Source organism: Paraburkholderia kururiensis, from assembly GCF_034424375.1.
Lineage (GTDB): Bacteria > Pseudomonadota > Gammaproteobacteria > Burkholderiales > Burkholderiaceae > Paraburkholderia > Paraburkholderia kururiensis_A.
In genome coordinates, this window is the sequence record NZ_CP139965.1 from 6,405,895 (window position 1) to 6,427,927 (window position 22,033).

General features: G+C 68.3%; 2 protein-coding genes. Both read right to left on the bottom strand.

Features of this window, described 5'->3' with window-relative positions; genetic code table 11:
• Positions 1 to 84: 84 nt before the first annotated feature.
• Positions 85 to 5,790, bottom strand: a complete 5,706-nt coding sequence (locus U0042_RS28625; protein WP_327205017.1) for a non-ribosomal peptide synthetase — start codon at positions 5,788 to 5,790, stop codon at positions 85 to 87.
• Positions 5,777 to 22,033 (bottom strand): non-ribosomal peptide synthetase, encoded by a 16,257-nt coding sequence (locus tag U0042_RS28630; RefSeq protein ID WP_327205018.1) that lies wholly within the window; start codon positions 22,031 to 22,033, stop codon positions 5,777 to 5,779. The genes U0042_RS28625 and U0042_RS28630 overlap by 14 nt, the downstream gene beginning before the upstream one ends.

The window sequence follows — 22,033 nt, forward strand, 5'->3', positions numbered from 1 at the left end:
TCATTACGTAAAAGGCTGGTCTTGTCGGCGATTTGTAGGGCTGCTCCGTCGCGCTTCGTGCCTCGTCGTCCCAGCCGTATTCCGTCAGGTCATCGCAGCCCGAAGCGCCTCCAGAAGCTGCGCGGCCAACGCCGGGTGATGGACGATGCTCGTGTGCGTGGCGTCCAGGTCCCGCCAGTGCACCTGCCCCGACGTCCGTTGCGCCCAGTCCATGCGGCGCCGCGGGTCGCGGGTGCGCAAGGCACGCCAGACGTGCAGGTCGGCCTCGATGTGCGGCAACGTGTGACGGGCCATGAGCGCGGCGTGCAGGGCATCGGCGGCGAACGCCTCGCCTAGCAGCGTGCGCTCGCCGCGCGTCGCGGCGGTTTCGTCGAACGACGCCACAGGCTTGCCGTCCGGGTTCGACGGCTCGGGTCCGTCTTCGCGATGGGTCGCCGTATCGACGATGCCGACGAACGGCACGTGCCTGCCCTGCCTCTCCAGCACGTCGGCGATTGCCACGGCCAGCCGCCCTCCGAACGACCATCCGAGCAGGGCACACGGGCTGTCTGGCTGAAGGGCTTCGATACAGGCCGCGTAGTGGGCAGCCAACGCCTCGAACGTGTCGCCGCGCCACGGCGCCCCGCGCAACCTGGGCGCCTGCAGTGCGATGACGGACACGCGGCCGTTCAGCGCCTGCGCCAGCGTGCGGTATTCGCCCACCATGCCGTAGCCCGGATGCAACACGAACAGCGCCACGGGCGCGCCGAGCGCATTGAGCGGCACGGCGGGAAGCAGCGCATCGTTCGGCCATGGTTCAACCGACGATGCGGCGAGCGTGCGGGTCCGCCCGATGGTCTGCCCACTTTTACGGCGACGGGCGAGCCAGTCCGCTAACGCGTACGCGGACGGTATCGGCAAAGCCGATTCGTAGACCGCGCGCGCCACCCAGTTCGCGGCCACGTCGTCGTTTCGTGCCTGGTCCAGAAGCGCGGCCGACGCTGGCGGCAACCGCTGCAACGCGGTTTCGCCCGCCGGCGAAACCGCCGCGCACAGATGCTCGAGCAGTCCGACGAGCGCAGATTCGAACGACGCCACGATCTGCCCAGCCAGCGCATCGCTGATGAATTGCGGTGCGTAGCCCCAGCTCAGCGAAAGCGAGTCGCCGGCGATCCAGGCGTTGACGTCGAGCGCGCGATCCGGCGTGCGTGCGCGAGCCGCAATCGCCGCCCCCGACGATTCGCTCGCAAAGCCGAACCGACCGTCTGCACCGAAGGTCCGCTCGAAGCGCCCCAGATAGTTGAACGCGATCTCAGGAACCGGCAGTGCGCTCAATGCGGCCTTGGCGCTTTCGTCCGCACATCGTGCAAGCAGTCCCCAGCCGAAGCCGCGCCGGGGAACTGCGGCGAGGCGTTCGTGCACGCGCAGCAGCGCCTCTTCCGGCGACGCCGATGCGCCCGGCAACGCCAGCGGATATTGCGTCGTGAACCAGCCGACTGTGCGACTCAGATCCACGCCGTCAACGAAGTCCTCGCGACCATGGCCTTCCAGTTCGACCAGCACCTCGTCTCGCGACGTTATTTCGCATACCGAACGAGATAGCGCGGCAAGCAACACCTCGTCCACACGCAGCCGGTACGCGCGCGGCGCCTCACGCAGCAGCTGCGCCGTGAGGTCGGCGGAGAGGGTCGTGCGTAGCGTCTTTTGCGCTTGAATGTCCGGTGTGCGTGTGGGAAAGACGCGACCCGCGCATGAGGCAGGCGTATCGAGCGCGATTTGCCACCACGCCAGTTCGTGCATGAGTTCGGTCGATCGCGCATAGCGCAGCAGTGCACGCACCCACATGCGCCACGGCGTGGATGCAGCCGGCAACGCGATGGTCTCGCCGCGCGCAGCCTGCTCGTAGGCCGTCTGCAGTTCGTCCAGCAGCACGCGCCACGACACGCCGTCCACCGCCAGATGGTGGATCGCGACCAGCAGCCGTGCTTCGTCCTGCGCCTCGCCCGATGCCTCGAAATAGCCCACGCGCCACACCGGCCCGCGCTCGATGTCCAGGCTCGACTGGATGCCTTCGCACGCCGCTTCCAGCGCCGACAGCGACGCGAGCCGGTCGCAACGCACCAGGTCTTGACCGGCGTCCTGTGCCGGCACCGCAATCTGTTTCCAGCCATCGTCGTGCTTCACGAACCGCAGCCGCAGCGCATCGTGACGCTGCGCCAGTGCCCGCACCGCACGCTCCAGCGCCGGCACGTCAAGCCGGCCGCGCACCTTCAGCAGCACCGCCTGGTTCCAGTGGGATTCCCCCTCGGGATAGCGCTCGAAGAACAGCTGCTGGATCGGCGTGAGCGCAAGCGGTTCATCGTCCTCGGGTTGTTCGTCGCCTGGCTTCGCGTCGAGCTGCTCCACCCGCTCCACCCGCTGCGCCAGTGCGGCGACCGTCGGATGCTCGAACACCTGCCGCGGCGTCAGCCTCAGCCCGGCCTGTCTCGCCTTCGCGATGATCTGCAGGCTCTGGATCGAATCGCCCCCCGCCTCGAAGAAGTTCTCCGTCACGCCCAGGTCGTCTCGACCCAGCACCGACGACCAGATCGACAGCATCAGGGCCTCGGTTTCGTTCGATGGCTCCACGCGTTCGCGCCGCATCTCACGTGGTGCCGGCAGCGCTGCACGGTCCAGCTTGCCGTTGGGCATCCACGGCAGACGCTCCAGCACCGTCACCGACGACGGCACCATGTAGCCCGGCAGCTTCTGTTCAAGCGTGCGAAGCACCGCATCGGACTGCGTTTTGCCCGATACCGATACGTAGGCCGCCAGCCTGCGCCTCTCTCCTTCGCCCGTCACCACCACGGCGGCCTCGCGCACGCCTTCGCACTGCCGCAGCACCGCCTCGATCTCGCCCGGCTCGATGCGCTGGCCGCGCAGCTTCACCTGCTGGTCGAGGCGGCCGAGGAACGCCACCGTGCCGTCATCACGCATGCGGCACAGGTCGCCGCTGCGGTACTGCCGCGCGCCGGGTTCGCCGTACGGGTCCGGCACGAAGCGTTCGGCCGTGAGCGCCGCACGCCCCAGGTACCCGCGAGCGACAGTCGGCCCGCCGATGCACAGTTCGCCCAGTCCACCCACCGGCGCCTCGTCGCCGAATGCATCCAGGATGCGTGCCGTGCGGCCCGGGTAGGGCCGGCCGATCGGCACCGTGACTTCCCTGCTGTCCTGCTCGCAGGTCTGTCTGAACAGCGCCGCGATGGTGGTCTCCGTAGGCCCGTACAGGTTGTCGAGCCGGATGTCCGCGAGCGGTCCCTTGCGCCACAGCGCGAGTGCATCGCCTGGCAGCGCCTCGCCGCCTACCGTCACCTGGCGCAGGCGCAACGTCTCGCGCGCGGGCGCGTGCCGCTGCCACTGCTGCCACAGCGCCGTGGGAATACGCGCGAACGTCACGCCGCGGCTCACCAGGCGTTCGCTGAGGCCCTGCAGGTCCCACGGCTGTTCGCCGCGCATCTCCACGGTGGCGCCCGTCAGCAGCGCCGGCAGTATCTCGTGCAGCGCCACGTCGAAGTTGACCGTCGACGAGTGCAGCACCGTGTCGGCCTCACTGATGCCGTAGGTCGAGAGGAAGTCCTGCAGGTGGGTCCACAGTGCGCCGTGGCTCACGGCCACGCCCTTGGGGCGGCCTGTCGAGCCCGAGGTGTAGAGCACATAGGCAAGCTGGTGCGGATGCAGCGGCGCGGCGAAGGCGCCGGCCTCAACATCGCTCGCCTCAACATCACTCACCTCAATGCCGATCACCTCGCATCCCGCCAGCACGCCGGCCATCCGCTTCGCACTCGCCGCATCGGCCACCACGCGCGTGATGCCGGCGTCGTCGATCATCTGCGCGAGACGGGCCGCCGGATACTCCGGGTCCAGCGGCACGAACGCCGCGCCCGAGCGGACGATGCCCACCAGTGCCGCGATCAGCGCCGGGCCACGTCGCACGCACAGTCCCACGCGATGCTCGGCGCCTGCGCCACGCACCACGAGTTGACGTGCCACGCGGGCTGACCACACATCCAGTTCGCCGTAACGCAGCGATTCCTCCTCGCAGCGCACCGCCAGGGCTAACGGCGTGCGCTGTGCCTGGGCCACCAGCGCGGCACCTAAAGACTCGAAGGGATACCGCGCCAACGGTGCTTCATCGAAGCCGCGCGGCAGCAGTTGCAGCGCTCCAACACGACGCTCATCCTCCTCCGACAGTTGCTGCAACACCGTCTCGTAGTGCGTTGCCAGGCGCTCCACCGTCGATGCATCGAACACATCGGCCGCGTAGTTGAACATCAGCCGCAGTCCCTGCCCGTCGTCCACCACGTTCAGCACCAGATCGAAGCGCGCCGTGCCCGTCCCGCTTCCCTCCGCCTGCACGACGAGACCGGGCATCGCCACCGACGCCTCGCTCGTCGCCTGCTCGAGGTTGAACATCACCTGAAAAAGCGGCGCGCGGCCCAGGTCGCGCTCGAGATGAAGCGCATCGAGCACGCGGCCGAACGATATGTCCTGATGCGCCTGCGCCTCCAGCACACGCGTGTGCAGGCCGGCAAGCAGCGCATCGAACGGCATGGCGCCCGCAACGTCGGCCTCGATCACCAGCGTATTCACGAAATAGCCGATCAGCGCTTCCGTTTCGCGCCGTTGCCTGCCCGCCGACGGCACGCCGATGCGTATGCACGTCTGCCCGCCATATCGATACAGCAGCGCCGCATAGGCGCCGAGCAGCACCGTGAAGAGCGTCGTGCCGCGCCGACGCGCCAGCTCGCGCAACGGTCGCGCGCGTCCGGCACTCAGGTCGACGGTACAGCGCCCTCCGTCCACGCCGCGCACCGCAGGCCGCGGACGATCGAGCGGCAATTCCAGCGCAGGCCGTTCCACGCCGAGCCGCGCGGTCCAGTAGGCGAGATCGTCGTCGGGCGCGCCGTCGCGCCACTCGCCCTGCCACGCCGCGACATCGCCAAAGTGGATCCCGACCGGCGGCAACGACCGCGCGATATCGCCGTCTTCACATTCGATCGCGGCCGCGTACAGCGCGGCCAGTTCGCGCACGAGCAACGACTGCGACCAGCCATCCGAAACGATGTGATGTGTGACGATAATCAAAACGTAGCAGTCCGTATCGAGTGCAATCAGATCGACACGCAGCAGGGGGCCCGCCCTCAGATCAAACGGCTCGCGTGCCGCTTCGCGCAACGTCTCGCTCAACGCAGCCGGGTCATCGAGCACACGTTCGCGCCATGCACAGCACCCGGCGTGGGCGATCCGCTGACGCGCCACGCCGTCTCGCTCCACGAACGTCGCGCGCAACGCGCCGTGCCGCGCGACGAGCGCATCGAAGGCGCGACGCAGCGCGCGCACGTCGAGCGCACCCGTCAGCCGCATGGCGCGTGAGAGGTTGTAGGCAGGGCTCGATGGATCGACGTTCCACAGAAACCACAGCCGCTGCTGCGAAGCGGACAACGGATAGTCATGCCCTTCTTCACCGCTTTCGGACGCATCGCGCGAAAGCGGCACGACCGGCAAACGCGCCGTATCGATGCTCTGCGCTCTCACCTTCTCGCGAAAGCGGCGCCGCTGTGGCGCCGGCAACGCCGCGTATTTGCGCGAGATGGCGAGCGCCTGGCTCGCCGTGTCCCCGCTCTTGCCGGGCTCGTCCCGCAGCAAGGCGGCCTCGGTTCGCTTCGCCGCAAGATCAGCATCGTGCCCTGCTGCAAGGCCCGCCACTCCGCTCGCACCGGGTTCATTGGTCATCCTGATCGACATATCGTGGAGCGCCTCAATCGAGTTCATCGAACAGTCCGTCGAGTGCCTGCAATGCGGCGGCGTGCTCGTGTGGCGAGCCGGCAGCCAGTGCCGCGGCCAATCGCGCGGGCGTGGGCGCGTCGAAAAGCATCGCGAGCGCCACCTTTCTGCCAAGCCGCTCGGAGAGCCGCGCGATCACGCGCACCGCCGCGAGCGAATGACCGCCTATCGCGAAGAAGTCGTCGTCCGCGCCCACGCGTGCCACGCCCAGCACCTCGCCGAATACCTGCGCAACCAGCGTCTCGGCTTCGCCCGAAGGTTCTATCCACGACACGTCGTCGGCAGCCGGATCGCCGAGGCGCGCAAGCGCGTGACGATCGAGCTTGCCGTTCGCGGTACGCGGCAACGCGTCGACGGCGTGCAGCGCGGCGGGCACCATGTAGGCCGGCAGGCGCGCGCGCAACGTTGCGCGCCATCCCGAGGGCAACGCCTGACCGTCACTCACCACGACATAGCCGATCAACCGCGGCTCCGCACCGCCCACGCCGGATACGAGCGCCACCGCCGCATCGTCGATGCCGGCGAGCGCACGCAGCGCTGCTTCGATCTCGCCAGGCTCGATGCGGTATCCGCGCAGCTTCACCTGCTGGTCGATGCGGCCGAGGCACGCGATGTCGCCATCGCCACGTTCGCGCGCAAGGTCGCCGGTGCGATACATCCGCGCGCCGGGCGGCCCCCACGGGTCCGGCACGAAGCGCTCGGCCGTGAGCGCGGCGCGACCGAGATAACCGCGCGCCAGGTTGTCACCGCCGATGCAAAGCTCGCCGATGCCGCCCTGCGGCGTCAGCGCGCCGCTCGCATCGACGATGCGCAGCGCGTTCGCATGCAGCGCGCGACCGATCGTGACGGCGTCGCCTCGCAAAACGCGCGCACACGTGGACCAGATCGTCGTTTCGGTCGGCCCGTACAGGTTCCAGAGCGAAACGCCACGCGCAATCAGTTGCGCGGCAAGATCGTCGGGCAACGCCTCACCTCCTGCGAGGGCCGCGAAAGCACGACCATCGGACGGACCGCGCCAACCCGCTTCCAGCAACAGGCGCCAGCCGCTCGGCGTGGCCTGCATCGCCGTGGCGCCGCTCGTTTCGATCAACGCCGCGAGCGCTTCGCCATGGCCGGCCGTCTGCGTGTCGGCTAACTCGATGCACGCGCCCTTCGTGAGCGGCAGACAGAATTCGAGCAACGAGATGTCGAACGAAGCCGTCGTGACCGAGAGCAGCACGTCGTCCGGCAATAGCCCCGGCGCCACGCTCACGCTTGCGATGAGCCTTGCCAGTGCGCCGTGCGAAACAGCGACGCCTTTGGGTCGTCCCGTCGAACCCGACGTGTAGATGACGTAGGCAAGCTGATCCGCCGCGACGGGCCGCGCCGGCGACGGCACCGCTTCCGCGCTCGCAGGCAAACTCGCATCGATCACGATGCGGTCATCGAGTCCGCCCTGAAGCCGTTCTATTCCTTCGGCATCCGAAACGATTCGCGTGATACCGGCGTCGTCGAGCATGAAGCGCAAACGTTCGGCCGGGAACGACGGATCGAGCGGCACGTACGCCGCGCCGCTGCGCCACACGCCGAGCATGCTCGCGATCAGCGCGGGCGAGCGCCGCATGCAGACGGCCACGCGTTCTTCGCAGGCCACGCCGCTTGCGCGCAGCCGCGCGTCGATGGTGGCCGCCCAGCGCGCCAGCGTTGCGTAGTCGAAGGTCGCGCCGTGCTGGCGCAGCGCGATGCGCGTCGGCGCACGTGCGGCTTCCGCCGCGAAGCGTTCATGGCAGGCGCGCCACGTCGCTTCGGGCAACGCTTCGGCATGAGGCGCCCCACGCCGCACCGCCAGTTCGCCGACAAAGCGCGCCGCGTGCTCCCCTTCGTCGGCCAATGCATCGAGCAGCGCGAGATAGTGCCGCTGCAATGCCTCGATCTGCGTTTCGTCGAGCCGCCGGCTGTCCCAGCTCCAATGCACCTCGAGCTGCCTTGCAGGCAGGATGGTCAGCGTCAGCGGATAGTGCGTGCGCTCGACCGCATCCACCCGCTCCACGCGCAAGCGGTTCGCCTCGCTGCCCGCCAGGCTTTCGGCACGCGCGGCAATGGGATAGTTTTCGAAGACCATGAGGCTGTCGAACAACGCATCGCCGCTTCGGCCCGCCCATTGCTGCAACGAAGCGAGCGGCGTGTGTTCGACTTCGCGCATCTCCACGTTCCAGCGCTGCAGCCCGCCGAGCCAGTCCGACACCGCTGCGTCGCCCGGCACCTGCACGAACACGGGCAGGCTGTTGATGAAGAGACCGAACATCTGCTCCGAACCTTCGAGCGCGGCGGGACGGCCCGACACCGTCACGCCGAACGCGACGGACGGCTTGCCGCTCAACCGCGCGAGCAGCACCGCCCACGCGCCCTGCATCAACGTGTTGAGCGTCACGCGATGCCGCTGCGCCGCGCGGCGCACGCGCTGGTCGAGCGTGGTGTCGAGTCGCATCACGGTCTTGTGCGTCACAGCGCTTTGCTTCTCGCTTGCCGCGTGCGCTCGCGGTGCCGCGAGGCTCGCGGTGAGCGTGCCTGGATCGTCGAGCGCCGCGAGCCTTTCGACCCACCAGTCGCGCGGGTCGGGCTGCTTCGCGAGCCACTCCACGTAGCGGCGGTAAGGCGGCGGCACTGTCGCCACACGAACCGGCTCTCGCCTTGCACCCAGCGCGCGTTCGTAATCGTCGAAGACTTCGCTCAAGAGGCGCGCGCCGCTCCATCCATCGGTGAGCACGTGATGATGCGTACGCACGAGATCGAAGCGGCCGTCCGGACGCAGGAATACGTTGACGCGCAAGAGCGGCGCCTGCGAGGTATCGATGCCCGCGGCGATGTCTGCGGTGCGCCACGCGGCAAGGCGAGCGTCGTAGTCGGACACGCTGTCGTCCGCCACGTCGGCAGGCGCGATATCGCGCCAGTCGTGCACCGCAAACGGCAGCACCGCTTCACGCTCGACAATCTGCAACGCCGTACCGTCAGGATGCCGTACGAATCGCGTGCGCAACGCATCGTGTCGCGCAATGGCGGCCTGCCAGGCGGCACGCAACGCATCGGCATCGAAAGGCCCCGCCAGCGTCAGTTGAAGCTGATTCACGTAAACGCCCTGGCCGTGCGCGAGTTCGCTGTGATAAAGCAGGCCCTGTTGCAGCGGCGTGGCGGGATAGATGTCCGCCACGCCGCCCAGCTTGAGGCCGAGCGCGCGCAACTGCGCGTCGTCGAGACCCGAGAGCGGAAAGTCCGATGCGCTCGCGCCGGGCGGCGCGGCCATGCAATGCGCGAGGAGCGAGTCGACTTCGCGGCCGAAGTCGGCCACGATCCGCTCCACCGTTTCGCGATCGATCCTCGCCGGATCGAAGCGCCAGCGCAGCAGCAGCGTGTCGCCCGTCACGATGCCGTTGAGGTCCAGCGCGTAATCGAGACGCGCGCCATCGCCGTGCGTGGCGCCTGCCGGTTCGGCGCTGAACGCGAAGCGCGAATCGGCATCGAGCGACTGGTCGAAGCGGCCCAGATAGTTGAAGCTCACCGCCGGACGCCGACGTTCGCGGCTCGCAGGGAGCAAGCCCCAATGCAGCCCCTTGTGCGGCATGGCGCGCACGCGCGTTTTTACGGCGACGAGCGCCTCGCCCGGCGCGGCGTGCATAGCCGGCAACGCGACAGGAAAACGCGTGGTGAACCAGCCGACGGTGCGGCTCAGGTCCACGTCGTCGATCACGTCTTCGCGGCCATGTCCTTCCAGTTCGACAGCGACCTCCGTTGCACCGCTCCATGTGCCGAGCGCGCGCGCGAGCGCCGCGAGCAGCAATTCGTCCACTCGCGTGCGGTATGCGCGCGACGCGTTGTGGAGGAGATCGCGTGTGCGTGCAGCGTCGAGGGTCCAGTCCAGGGTCGCGCTGTGCGCCATGCGCGTGCCCGCGGCGGGGCGCAGCGGTAGATCAGCGGCGGCATCCACTGCGGAGAGCGCCTGCCGCCACCACGCTGCCTCGGCCAGCACAGGTTCTGTTTGCGCATAGCGCAGCAGTGCACGCACCCACGTGCGCCACGGCGTGGAGGCGGCCGGCAACGCGATGGTCTCGCCGCGCGCAGCCTGCTCGTAGGCCGTCTGCAGTTCGTCCAGCAGCACGCGCCACGACACGCCGTCCACCGCCAGATGGTGGATCGCGACCAGCAGCCGTGCTTCGTCCTGTGCCTCACCCGGCGCCTCGAAATAGCCCACGCGCCACACCGGCCCGCGCTCGATGTCCAGGCTCGACTGGATGCCTTCGCACGCCGCTTCCAGCGCCGACAGCGACGCGAGCCGGTCGCAACGCACCAGGTCTTGACCGGCGTCCTGTGCCGGCACCGCAATCTGTTTCCAGCCATCGTCGTGCTTCACGAACCGCAGCCGCAGCGCATCGTGACGCTGCGCCAGTGCCCGCACCGCACGCTCCAGCGCCGGCACGTCAAGCCGGCCGCGCACCTTCAGCAGCACCGCCTGGTTCCAGTGGGATTCCCCCTCGGGATAGCGCTCGAAGAACAGCTGCTGGATCGGCGTGAGCGCAAGCGGTTCATCGTCCTCGGGTTGTTCGTCGCCTGGCTTCGCGTCGAGCTGCTCCACCCGCTCCACCCGCTGCGCCAGTGCGGCGACCGTCGGATGCTCGAACACCTGCCGCGGCGTCAGCCTCAGCCCGGCCTGTCTCGCCTTCGCGATGATCTGCAGGCTCTGGATCGAATCGCCCCCCGCCTCGAAGAAGTTCTCCGTCACGCCCAGGTCGTCTCGACCCAGCACCGACGACCAGATCGACAGCAGCAACGCCTCGGTTTCGTTCGACGCAGCCACGCGTTCACGCTGCATCTCACGTGGCGCCGGCAGCGCGGCACGGTCCAGCTTGCCGTTGGGCATCCACGGCAGACGCTCCAGCACCGTCACCGACGACGGCACCATGTAGCCCGGCAGCTTCTGTTCTAGCGTGCCAAGCACCGCATCGGGCTGCGTTTTGCCCGATACCGATACGTAGGCCGCCAGCCTGCGCTTGTCCCCTTCGCCCGTCACCACCACGGCGGCCTCGCGCACGCCTTCGCACTGCCGCAGCACGGCCTCGATCTCGCCCGGCTCGATGCGCTGGCCGCGCAGCTTCACCTGCTGGTCGAGGCGGCCCAGGAATTCCACCGTGCCGTCCCCGCGCATGCGGCACAGGTCGCCGCTGCGGTACTGCCGCGCGCCGGGTTCGCCGTACGGGTCCGGCACGAAGCGTTCGGCCGTGAGCGCCGCACGCCCCAGGTATCCGCGTGCCACGGTCGGGCCGCCGATGCACAGTTCGCCCAGTCCACCCACCGGCGCCTCATCGCCGAATGCATCCAGAACGCGTGCCGTGCGGCCCGGATAGGGCCGGCCGATCGGCACCGTGACTTCCCTGCTGTCCTGCTCGCAGGTCTCGCGGTACAGCGCTGCAATCGTCGTTTCTGTGGGGCCGTACAGGTTGTCGAGCCGGATGTCTCCCAGCGGTCCCTTGCGCCACAGCGCGAGTGCATCGCCTGGCAGCGCCTCGCCGCCTACCGTCACCTGGCGCAGGCGCAACGTCTCACGCGCGGGCGCATGCCGCTGCCACTGCTGCCACAGCGCCGTGGGAATACGCGCGAACGTCACGCCGCGGCTCACCAGGCGTTCGCTGAGGCCCTGCAGGTCCCACGGCTGCTCGCCGCGCATCTCCACGGTGGCGCCCGTCAGCAGCGCCGGCAGTATCTCGTGCAGTGCAACGTCGAAGTTGACCGTCGACGAGTGCAGCACCGTGTCGGCCTCACTGATGCCGTAGGTAGAGAGGAAGTCCTGGAGGTGGGTCCACAGTGAGCCGTGGCTCACGGCCACGCCCTTGGGGCGGCCTGTCGAGCCCGACGTGTAGAGCACGTAGGCAAGCTGGTGCGGATGCAGCGGCGCGGCGAAGGCGCCGGCCTCAACATCGCTCGCCTCAACATCACTCACCTCAATGCCGATCACCTCGCACCCCGCCAGCACGCCGGCCATCCGCTCCGCACTCGCCGCATCGGCCACCACGCGCGTGATGCCGGCGTCGTCGATCATCTGCGCGAGACGGGCCGCCGGATACTCCGGGTCCAGCGGCACGAACGCTGCACCCGAGCGCACGATGCCCACCAGTGCCGCGATCAGCGCCGGGCCACGTCGCACGCACAGTCCCACGCGATGCTCGGCGCCTGCGCCGCGCACCACGAGTTCACGTGCCACGCGGGCCGACCACGCATCGAGTTCGCCGTAACGCAGCGATTCCTCCTCGCAGCGCACCGCCAGGGCTAACGGCGTGCGCTGTGCCTGGGCCACCAGCGCGGCACCTAAAGAGTCGAACGGATACCGCGCCAACGGTGCTTCATCTAAGCCGCGCGGCAGCAGTTCGAGCTCTCCAACACGACGCTCACCCTCCTCCGACAGTTGCTGCAACACCGTCTCGTAGTGTGTTGCCAGGCGCTCGACGGTCACGCGATCGATCCGCTCCCCATCCCATGACCATTCGAGCGCCAACGTCTGCGCCCGCGGAATGATCGCGAGTGCGAGCGGATAATGCGTCGGGTCCACCGATTCGACCGCGCCAATCTCGAGATCGCCGTCGCCCTCGCGCGCACCGTCCAGCGGATAGTTCTCGAACACCACGAGGCTGTCGAACAGCGCATCGCCGCTGCGTGCCGCCCACTGTTGCACCTGCGCGAGCGGCGTGTGCTCGTATTGCCGCAGTGTCGCGAACGCGTGCTGCACGCCGCGCAACCACGCGCCCACGCCCTCGTCCGCCTTCACATCGACCCACACGGGCAGCGTGTTGATGAAGAGGCCGAGCATGCGGTCGATGCCCGGCACCGGCGCCGAACGCCCCGAAAACGTCGTACCGTACGCGACGCTGCGTCGATGCCCGTGGCGTGCGAGCACCACGGCCCACGCCGCTTGCATCAACGTGTTGAGCGTGACTTCGTAGCGGCGCGCCGCCGCGTACAGCCGTTCAGCCAGCATGGCGTCGAGCCGTTGCCGGCGCGCATGCGTGCCGTGTTCGCGCGTGCGTGGTGCGGGAAGGCTCGCCATGAGCGTCGCCGGGTCGTCGGCGCGGAAGGCCTGCGCGATGCGCTCGCGCCACCAGGTCTGCGTCGCGGCATCGCTCGCGGCCGCACGCATCCATTCCACGTACTGTCGATACGGCGGCGCAGGCTCGAAAGCGATCGCTCTGCCCGCCACATGCGCCCGATAGTCGCGCAGAATTTCGCCGACGAGACTCGCTACGCTCCAGCCGTCGAGCAGCACGTGATGGTGCGTCCAGACGAGATCGACTGTGCGCGCATCGCGCACGAACAGCGCGACGCGCATCAACGGCGCCGCGTCGAGCGCCATGCCGGCAGCGAGATCGCGCTCGCGCCAGGCGGCAAGACGCGCATCGTAGTCGCTGGCCGCGGACCAATCGTGCGTCTCGAACGGCAGTGCGAGCCGCCGATGCACCACCTGCATCGCCGCACCGCCGTGTGACCACGCAAAGCGCGTGCGCAAGATGGCGTGCCGCTCGAGTACAGCCTGCCACGCGGCACGCATCGTATCGCTGTGAAGGCTGCCCGTGAGCGTAACGCGCATCTGGTTGAGGTAAGCGTGCTGCGTCGGCTCCGCAGTAAGCGCGTGATAGAGCAGCCCGCTTTGCAGCGGCGTAGCCGCATAGACGTCTTCGATGTGCTCTGGCGTGAGACCGAGCGCGCGCCAGAGGTCGGTCGAATCCGATGTGACTGCACGGCGCGGCTCAGCGTCACGGTGTGCCGGCACCGGCGTTGCCGCACGCGCGGCGCGCGCCAACCCTTCGACCGTCGGCGTTTCGAACACCATGCGCGGCGTCAAATGCCACCCTGCATCGCGCGCCTTCGCGACGATCTGCAAGCTCAATATCGAATCGCCACCCACGACGAAGAAGTTGTCCGTCACGCCGATATCGTCCCGACGCAGCACGTTGCGCCAGATCGCGAGCAGCGCTTGTTCGTCGGCGTTCGAGGGCGCCGCTGCGCGCGCCGTATTCGTCGCTTCGGGTGCGGGCAACGCGCGGCGATCGAGCTTGCCGTTCGGCGTGAGCGGCAGACGGTCGAGTTCGACATACGACGCAGGCACCATATGCGCCGGCAGACGCGTAGCGAGCCACGCCTGCCAGTGTTCGACATTGCCCTTGTCCGAAACGCTTTCGGGCACCACGTATGCCACCAGCCGCTTCTCTGCGCCCTCGTTGCCCGCGATGATCACCGCCGCGTCACGCACCGCATCATGTGCCAGCAGCGCCGCCCGGATCTCGCCCGGTTCGATGCGAAAGCCCCGCAGCTTCACCTGGTCGTCGTTGCGTCCCAGGTACTCCAGATCGCCGTCGGGCAGGCGGCGCGCGAGGTCGCCCGAGCGATACAGACGTGCGCCCGGCGCACCATACGGATCCGGCACGAAGCGTTCCGCCGTGAGCCCAGGTCTGCCGAGATAACCGCGGGCCAGTCCCGCGCCGCCCACATAGAGTTCGCCCACGGCCCCCACCGGCACGCGGTTCATGTCCGCATCCAGCACGTGCAGCGTGAGGTCATCCAGCGGTGCGCCGATCACGCTGCGCCCCGCCTTCAGTGCCGCTTCGTCGAGCAGGCGGCAAGTGACGTGCACCGTGGTCTCGGTGATGCCGTACATGTTCACCAGCGAAGGCAGCACACCCTTCGCTTTCGCGCCCTGCGCCCAGCGCGCAATCGTTGCAGGCTCCAGACGTTCGCCGCCGAAGACCACCGTGCGCAGCGTCGTCAGCGTGTTGTCGCGGTCGGCTTGTGTGAGTTGCGCGAAAGCCGACGGCGTCTGGTTCAGCACCGTCACGCCCTCCTGCTTCAGCAGCGCATGAAAGGCCGTGGGCTCGCGTGCCGTCCAGTGCGGCACGATCACGAGGCGCCCGCCATGCACGAGCGCGCCGAACATCTCCCACACGGAAAAGTCGAACGCGTACGAGTGGAACAGCGTCCACACGTCGTGCTCGTTGAAGCCGAAGTGCGAGTGTGTGGCGTCGAAGAGCCGGGCCACGTCAGCGTGCGTGATGCCGACACCTTTGGGCCGCCCTGTCGAACCCGACGTGTAGATCACGTATGCCAGTTGCTGCGGGTGCGGACGCACGAAACGTTCCGCTTCGATGTCCACCGCCACGTTGCGCAGCGTCGCGACGTCGATCACCGGCCGCCACGCGAACAGGTCCGCATGTTGCGCGAGGCTTTCGGCATCGGCCACGATGGGCCCCAGCCGCGCGTCTTCGACGATGTGCGCGAAACGCTCTTGCGGATACGAAGGATCGAGCGGCACATAGGTTCCGCCTGCCCGCAGCACGCCGAGCAGCGCAGCGACGAGCGCGGCGGAGCGCTGCATGGCAACGCCCACGCGTGTTTCGGCCTTCACGCCGCGCCGTTTCAGTTCGACCGCAATCGCGCGCGACCATGCGTCGAGCTGCGCGTAGGTCGTGCGCTGCTCGCCGTCCACCAGCGCGATCGCGTCGCCGCGCTGCGCCGCCTGCAGCGCAACACGCGAAGCAACGTCGAGCGGGTCGGGCCAACATGCCTTCGTGCGCGGTGCCGGCTCATCGCGCAGTTCCGGCAATTCGAGCGATGCAAGCGGCCGCGCCTCGTCCTCGGTCCACACCTCGAGCAGCCCTGCGAAGTTGCGGGCCATGCGTTCGATGGTGGCGGCGTCGAACACATCGGTGGCATACGTGAAGGTGAGATCGAGCCCGGCATCCGGCATTTGCGCGATGTTGAGCATCAAGTCGAATTGCGCCTCGCCGTTGCCTGTCGGTTGCACCGTCACACGCAACGCCTCGCCGAACGATTCGCTCAGATCGTGGTATTGCTGCTGATTGACGAGCACCTGAAAGAGCGGCGTGTGCGAGAGGTCGCGTTCCGGCTGCAACGCCTTCACGACTCGCGCGAACGGCACGTCCTGGTTCGCGTAGGCACACAGCAAACGCTCGCGTACCGCGTCGATCAATTGCGCGACGCGTGTCGTGCCGCGCGGTGCCGTGCGCAGCACGACCGTGTTGACGAAGAAGCCCGCCACCTTCGCGGCGCCTGGCAGATCGCGGCCCGCGAGCGGCACGCCGATGCGAATGTCGCGCTGTCCGGTATAGCGGTAGAGCAACGCGTCGAACGCTGCGAGCAGCGTCATGAAGAGCGTGGCCTGACGCTTGTCGGCCAGGGTCCGCAATGCGTTCGTCGTCGCAGCCGACACCTGCATGTGAAGCCGCGCGCCCGGCGCGCGGCGTACACCGTTGCGCGTACGGTCGAACGGCAGCGCGAGCCGATGCGCCGTGTCATCGTCGGTGGCCAGTTCAGTGCGCCACGCGTTCAGTTGCGCTTGCTCGCGTTCGGGCGTGAGTTGAGCAGCACGTGAGAGCATCACGTCGCGATATGCGACCCATGCAGCAGCGGCCACGGCCGTGGCGTCGCGGTCATCGTCATTGCGGCCCGATGCGAACGCGCGATAGAGCCGCGAGAAGTCGTCGAACAGCAGTCCCACCGACCAGTCGTCGCCAACGATGTGATGCAGCACGAGATGCAGCACATGCCGGTTGTCGGCGAGACGAACGAGCGTGGCGCGCACGGGCGGGTCGGCCGTGAGATCGAACGGTTCGCTCGCAAGTTCGCTCAGGAGCGTGGTCAGACGCGCGGTCAGAAGTGTGCTCAACGCGGATTCGTCTGTGCTTGCGTCGGGCTGCTGTAGATCGAGCAAACGGATCTGGGCAGCGTGCGCGGCATCGACACGTTGATACGGCACGCCGCCCGTTTCGCCGAAGCGCATGCGCAGTGCCGGGTGACGAACGCTCAGCGCGGCGAATGCGGCACGTAACGCGTCCACGTCGAGGCGGCCGTCGAAACGCAGCGCACCGCTCACGTGATAGGCGCTACTGCGCGGCTCGAGCTTCCAGATAAACCACAGGCTTTCCTGCGATGCGAAGAGCGGTATCGGTTCGCCCAGCGCGGCATCGGCAAGGCGCGCCTTGTGCGAGTCGTCGTCGCGACCGGCGAGCGTGGGCGAGCCTGTCTGCGTAGCCCATGTCGCGCGCAACATGGCGGCGAAGTCTTCGAGCACAGGGTGCTCGAATAGCGAGCGCAGCGTAGGGGCATCGCCGAATGCTTCGCGCACGGCCGAGATCGCCCGCACGGCCAGCAGCGAATGGCCGCCAAGCCGGAAGAAATCGTCGCGCGCGCTGACCCGCTCCACGCCTAGCACGTCCTGCCAGATTGCCGCGAGCTTCGCTTCGGTTTCGTCGCGTGGCGCGACGAACGAAAGCGACGACGTCGCGGTGGATTCCGGTGCGGGCAACGCGCGGCGATCGAGCTTGCCATTCGGCGTGAGCGGCAGACGGTCGAGTTCCACATACGACGTGGGCACCATATGCGCCGGCAAACGCGTAGCGAGCCACGCCTGCCAGCGTTCGACATTGCCCTTGTCCGTGCCGCTTTCGGGCACCACGTATGCCACCAGCCGCTTCTCTGCGCCTTCGTTGCCCGCGATGATCACCGCCGCGTCACGCACCGCCTCATGCGACAGCAGCGCCGCGCGGATCTCGCCCGGTTCGATGCGAAAGCCCCGCAGCTTCACCTGGTCGTCGTTGCGTCCCAGGTACTCCAGATCGCCGTCGGGCAGGCGGCGCGCGAGGTCGCCCGAGCGATACAGACGTGCGCCCGGCGCACCATACGGATCCGGCACGAAGCGTTCCGCCGTAAGGCCCGGTCTGCCGAGATAACCGCGGGCCAGTCCCGCGCCGCCCACATAGAGTTCGCCCACGGCCCCCACCGGCACGCGGTTCATGTCAGCATCCAGCACGTGCAGCGTGAGGTCATCCAGCGGTGCGCCGATCACGCTGCGCCCCGCGTTCAGTGCCGCTTCGTCGAGCAGCCGGCAAGTGACGTGCACCGTGGTTTCGGTGATGCCGTACATGTTCAACAGCGAAGGCAGCACACCCTTCTCTTTCGCGCCCTGCGCCCAGCGCGCAATCGTTGCAGGCTCCAGACGTTCGCCGCCGAAGACCACCGTGCGCAGCGTCGTCAGCGTGTTGTCGCGGTCCGCCTGCGTCAGCTGCGCGAAGGCCGACGGCGTCTGGTTCAGCACCGTCACGCCCTCCTGCTTCAGCAGCGCGTGAAAGGCCGAGGGCTCGCGTGCCGTCCAGTGCGGCACGATCACGAGGCGCCCGCCATGCACGAGCGCGCCGAACATCTCCCACACGGAAAAGTCGAACGCGTACGAGTGGAACAGCGTCCACACGTCTTGCTCGTTGAAGCCGAAGTGCGAGTGTGTGGCGTCGAAGAGCCGGGCCACGTCAGCATGCGTGATGCCGACACCTTTGGGCCGCCCTGTCGAACCCGACGTGTAGATCACGTACGCAAGCTGCTGCGGGTGTGGCTGAGGTAGCGGCTGAGGTGGCGCAAGACCCGCATCTGCCGGCGATGCCTCGGTCTGAACCTGCAACGCGCTTTCATCGAGCAACGCGATGCCCGGCAACAACGCAGCGAGCCGCGGTATCAGCGCCTGTTCCGTGAGCACCGCGTCGAGCTCCGCATCGCGCGCAATCTCGCGCAAGCGGTCGTCGGGATAAGCCGGGTCGAGCGGCACGTAGGCAGCGCCTGCGCGCAGCACGCCGAGCAGCGTGGCGACGAGCGCGGGCGTGCGCGTCATCGCCACGCCGATGCGGCGCTCGCCACTTCGCCCACACACATGCAGGCATTGCTGCGCGATGCGCGCCGACCATGCGTCGAGTTCGCGATACGTCACCGACACGCGCACGTCATCGCCGCCGGTCAGGCAGATCGCGACGGCGTCGGGCCGCGCCTGGGCCTGCGCTTCGATACGCGCGGTCACCGGCTCGAAAGGGAACGCGCACGGCGCGGGCGCATGTTGCACGGACGTGTCGTCGGTTGCGATATCGCGTAGCCGTGCGTCGTCCGATGTTTCGAGCAGTTGGGTCATGCGCTCGAGCACGCGTTCGAAATGCACGGCGAGCCGCGATACTGAATCGGCGGAGACGCGTGCCGCGTGCCAATGCCATTCGAGCCGGAGCCCCTCGGCCGTTTGCGGCCCCATGCAGCGCGGCGCCGCCACCAGCGTGAGCGGCAAATGCGTGCGGCTGTATGCGTCGATGGCGCGCAGACCTATGGCTTCGCGCTTCGCGTGGAGCGCTTCATCGAGCGGATAGTTCTCGAACACGACGAGGCTGTCGAACAGCGCCCCGTCACGCACCCCCGCCCCCTGCTGCAACGAGGCGAGCGACGTGTGCTCGACCTCGCGCAATTCGGCGTGCGTGCGTTGAAGCGCAGCGACCCACGCGGCGATGGGCGCGGCGGGTTCGACATCGACCGCGAGCGGCAGACTGTTGATGAAGAGCCCGATGGTGGACTGCGCCTCGGGCAACTCGACGGGCCGCCCCGACATCGTGGTGCCGAACCGCACCTGGCTGCGTCCCGAAAAATGCGCGAGCACGAGCGCCCAGGCCGCCTGCACGAGCGTGTTGAGCGTGACCTGTGCGCGCCGGGCCGCACGTTGAGCGCGTGCGTACTGCGCTGCGCCGATCTCGCGCACGGTGCGCCCGGCCTCGTTCGCGTGGTTCCCTGCGTCCGCTTCGGAAGCGTCGCGCGCATCGAAGAACGCGCGGCTCCCGATCGCGTCTGCGAGACGCGCGGACGTCTGGAATGACGCGAGGCGCGTGCGCCAGAATGCGTTCGTGTCGGGCTGCCGACGCAGCCAGCGCACGTAGTCCGCGTAACGTGGTCCAGGCGTCCTATCCGGCTCGCCTCCGCCAATCAATGCAGCGTAGGCGCGCGCCACCTCGGATGCGACCTGCGCCGTGCTCCAGCCGTCGGTCAACGCATGATGGTGTGTCCACAGCACGTCATGCGCGCCGTCGGGACGCACGAACGCATCGACACGCATGAGCGGCGCCGTCTGCAGATCGAAACCGCGTGCCGCCATCGTGGCGCGTGCGGTCTGGAACGCTGCTTCATAGGCATCGGCGGCGTCGGCAAGGTGTGGATGAAGCTCGAACGGCAACGCCGCGTGTCGTTCGACCACCTGCAACGGCTCGACACCCGGCGGGCAAACGAAACGCGTGCGCAGCACCGGGTGACGTGCCACCACGCTCGCCCACGCACGGCGCATCGCCTCCACGCCCAGGTCCGCGATGGTCAGCCGCAATTGCGAAACGTAGAGGCCCGGGTCGCCCTCGAACATGCCGTGAAAGAGCAGCCCTTGCTGCATCGGCGTGGCGGGATAGACGGCTTCCACGGTGTCGCGCGCCACGCCGGCTCGCGTGAACCATGCGTCTTCCTCCGCTGCATCGTGCGCATGGGGCGCACGTTCACGTTGATCCGGAGCCGCGGCGGGACGCTGCGCGGCATGCGTTGCCTGCGCATCCGCAGGCAACGCAACGGCGACGCGGGCTGCCGCCTCGATGGTCGGATAGTCGAACATCTGCTTCGGCGTGAGCTTGAGGCCTGCGCGGCGCGCCTTCGCGATGATCTGAAGACTCAGTATCGAATCGCCGCCAATCTCGAAGAAGTTGTCCGAGACGCCGATGTCCTCGCGTTTGAGCACCTGCTTCCATATCGCCGCGAGCGTACGCTCCGCTTCGTTGCGCGGCTCGATGCATGCGGTGCGCTGCGCAGTTGCGTCGTCGCCGGGCGCCGGCAGCGCCGCGCGATCCACCTTGCCGTTGGCCGTCAGCGGCAGCGCGGCAAGCACCTGCAACGACGACGGCACCATGTAGTCCGGCAACTGTGCGGCAAGCCGCGCGCGAATGGCCTCGATGTCGAGCGCTGCCGACGACGTCACATACGCCGCGAGCTTCAACGGCGCGCCCTCTTCGTCCGCACGCGCCACGACGATCGCGTCGCGCACGCCTTCCTCCGCACGCAAGCGGGCCGCGATTTCTTCGGGCTCCACACGAAAGCCGCGAATCTTCACCTGATCGTCGAGCCGGCCGAGGAACGCGAACTCGCCGCCCGGCAAGCGTCGGCTCTTGTCGCCGGTGCGATAGAGCCGCGCGCCGTGGCCTGCGGGATCGGGCACGAAGCGCTCGGCAGTCAGCGAAGGCCGCCCCAGGTAGCCGTAGGCCACGCTCGCACCGCCAATGCAGAGTTCGCCCGTCACGCCCTTGGGCACCGCATTGCCGTCCGCATCGATGATGTGCGCCTCGACGTGCGAAAGCGGCGTGCCGAGCGGCAGCGTCGTCGTTCGCCCGGCTTCGCCGGTGTGGGTCAGCACGCCGACCGCCGTTTCAGTGGGCCCGTAGTGATTGATGAGCACACAGCCCGAACGCAGCAACGCCACGCGCGCCGCGAGCCGGGCGGGCGCCGCTTCGCCGCCGACCACGAGGCAGCGGCGCGGCAACACCGATGCTGGGGCCTGGCCTTGCATCAACGCATCGAGATGGCTGGGCACGATCTTCAGCAGGTCCACCGCGTGCGTGTCCATGTACGTTGCGAAAGCGTCGGGGTCGCCGGCCACTTCGGCGTCGATGGCGTGCAGCGTCCAGCCGTGCCAGAGCGCGCCGAAGAGCGACGTATGCCCGAGGTCCGCGGCGGGTGTCGATAGCCACGCCGCGCTGGCGATGCCATCGGGCAAGCGTTCGGAGAGACTGCGCAGATACGCCGCGAGCGCCGCGTGGCTCAACACCACGCCCTTGGGCTGGCCCGTCGAACCGGAGGTGTAGATCACGTAGGCGGGCCAGACGAAGTCGCTGCCGTCAGCGCTCGCGTGGGGCATGGGCGCACGCTCGGGTGACGCCGCGACGGCGGTGTCCATGTCGCGTGAAACGCGCGACGCCTGCGCGTCGAGCAACGTCACGCCTGCGGGGACCCATTCACCGTGAGCCACGCCGTTGCCGACGACCACGCGCGCGCCGCAGTCCTGCGCCTGCCAACGCAGACGCGCCGCGGGCAGCGCAGGATCGAGCGGCACATAGCAACCGCGCAGCCGCCACACGGCAAGCACGCTCGCGACGAATGCGGCGCTGCGCGTGGACGCAATAGCCACGCGGTCGCCCGGCTGAACATGCGTGGCGACAAGCTGCGACGCAAGACGGCCCGACCATGTCCACAGGTCGCGCCAGTTGAGCGCTCCATCGCGATCCACGACGGCAGTTGCATGAGGTCTTTCCACGGCGAACCGGGCCACACGTGCGGGCAGAAAGTGCATATCGAAATCGAGTTGATTGGCTTGCAT

Bases quoted from the DNA above. Each gene is read 5' to 3' on its own strand.
- U0042_RS28630 (WP_327205018.1), bottom strand. From the start codon at position 22,033: ATGCAAGCCAATCAACTCGATTTCGATATGCACTTTCTGCCCGCACGT.
- U0042_RS28625 (WP_327205017.1), bottom strand. From the start codon at position 5,790: ATGAACTCGATTGAGGCGCTCCACGATATGTCGATCAGGATGACCAAT.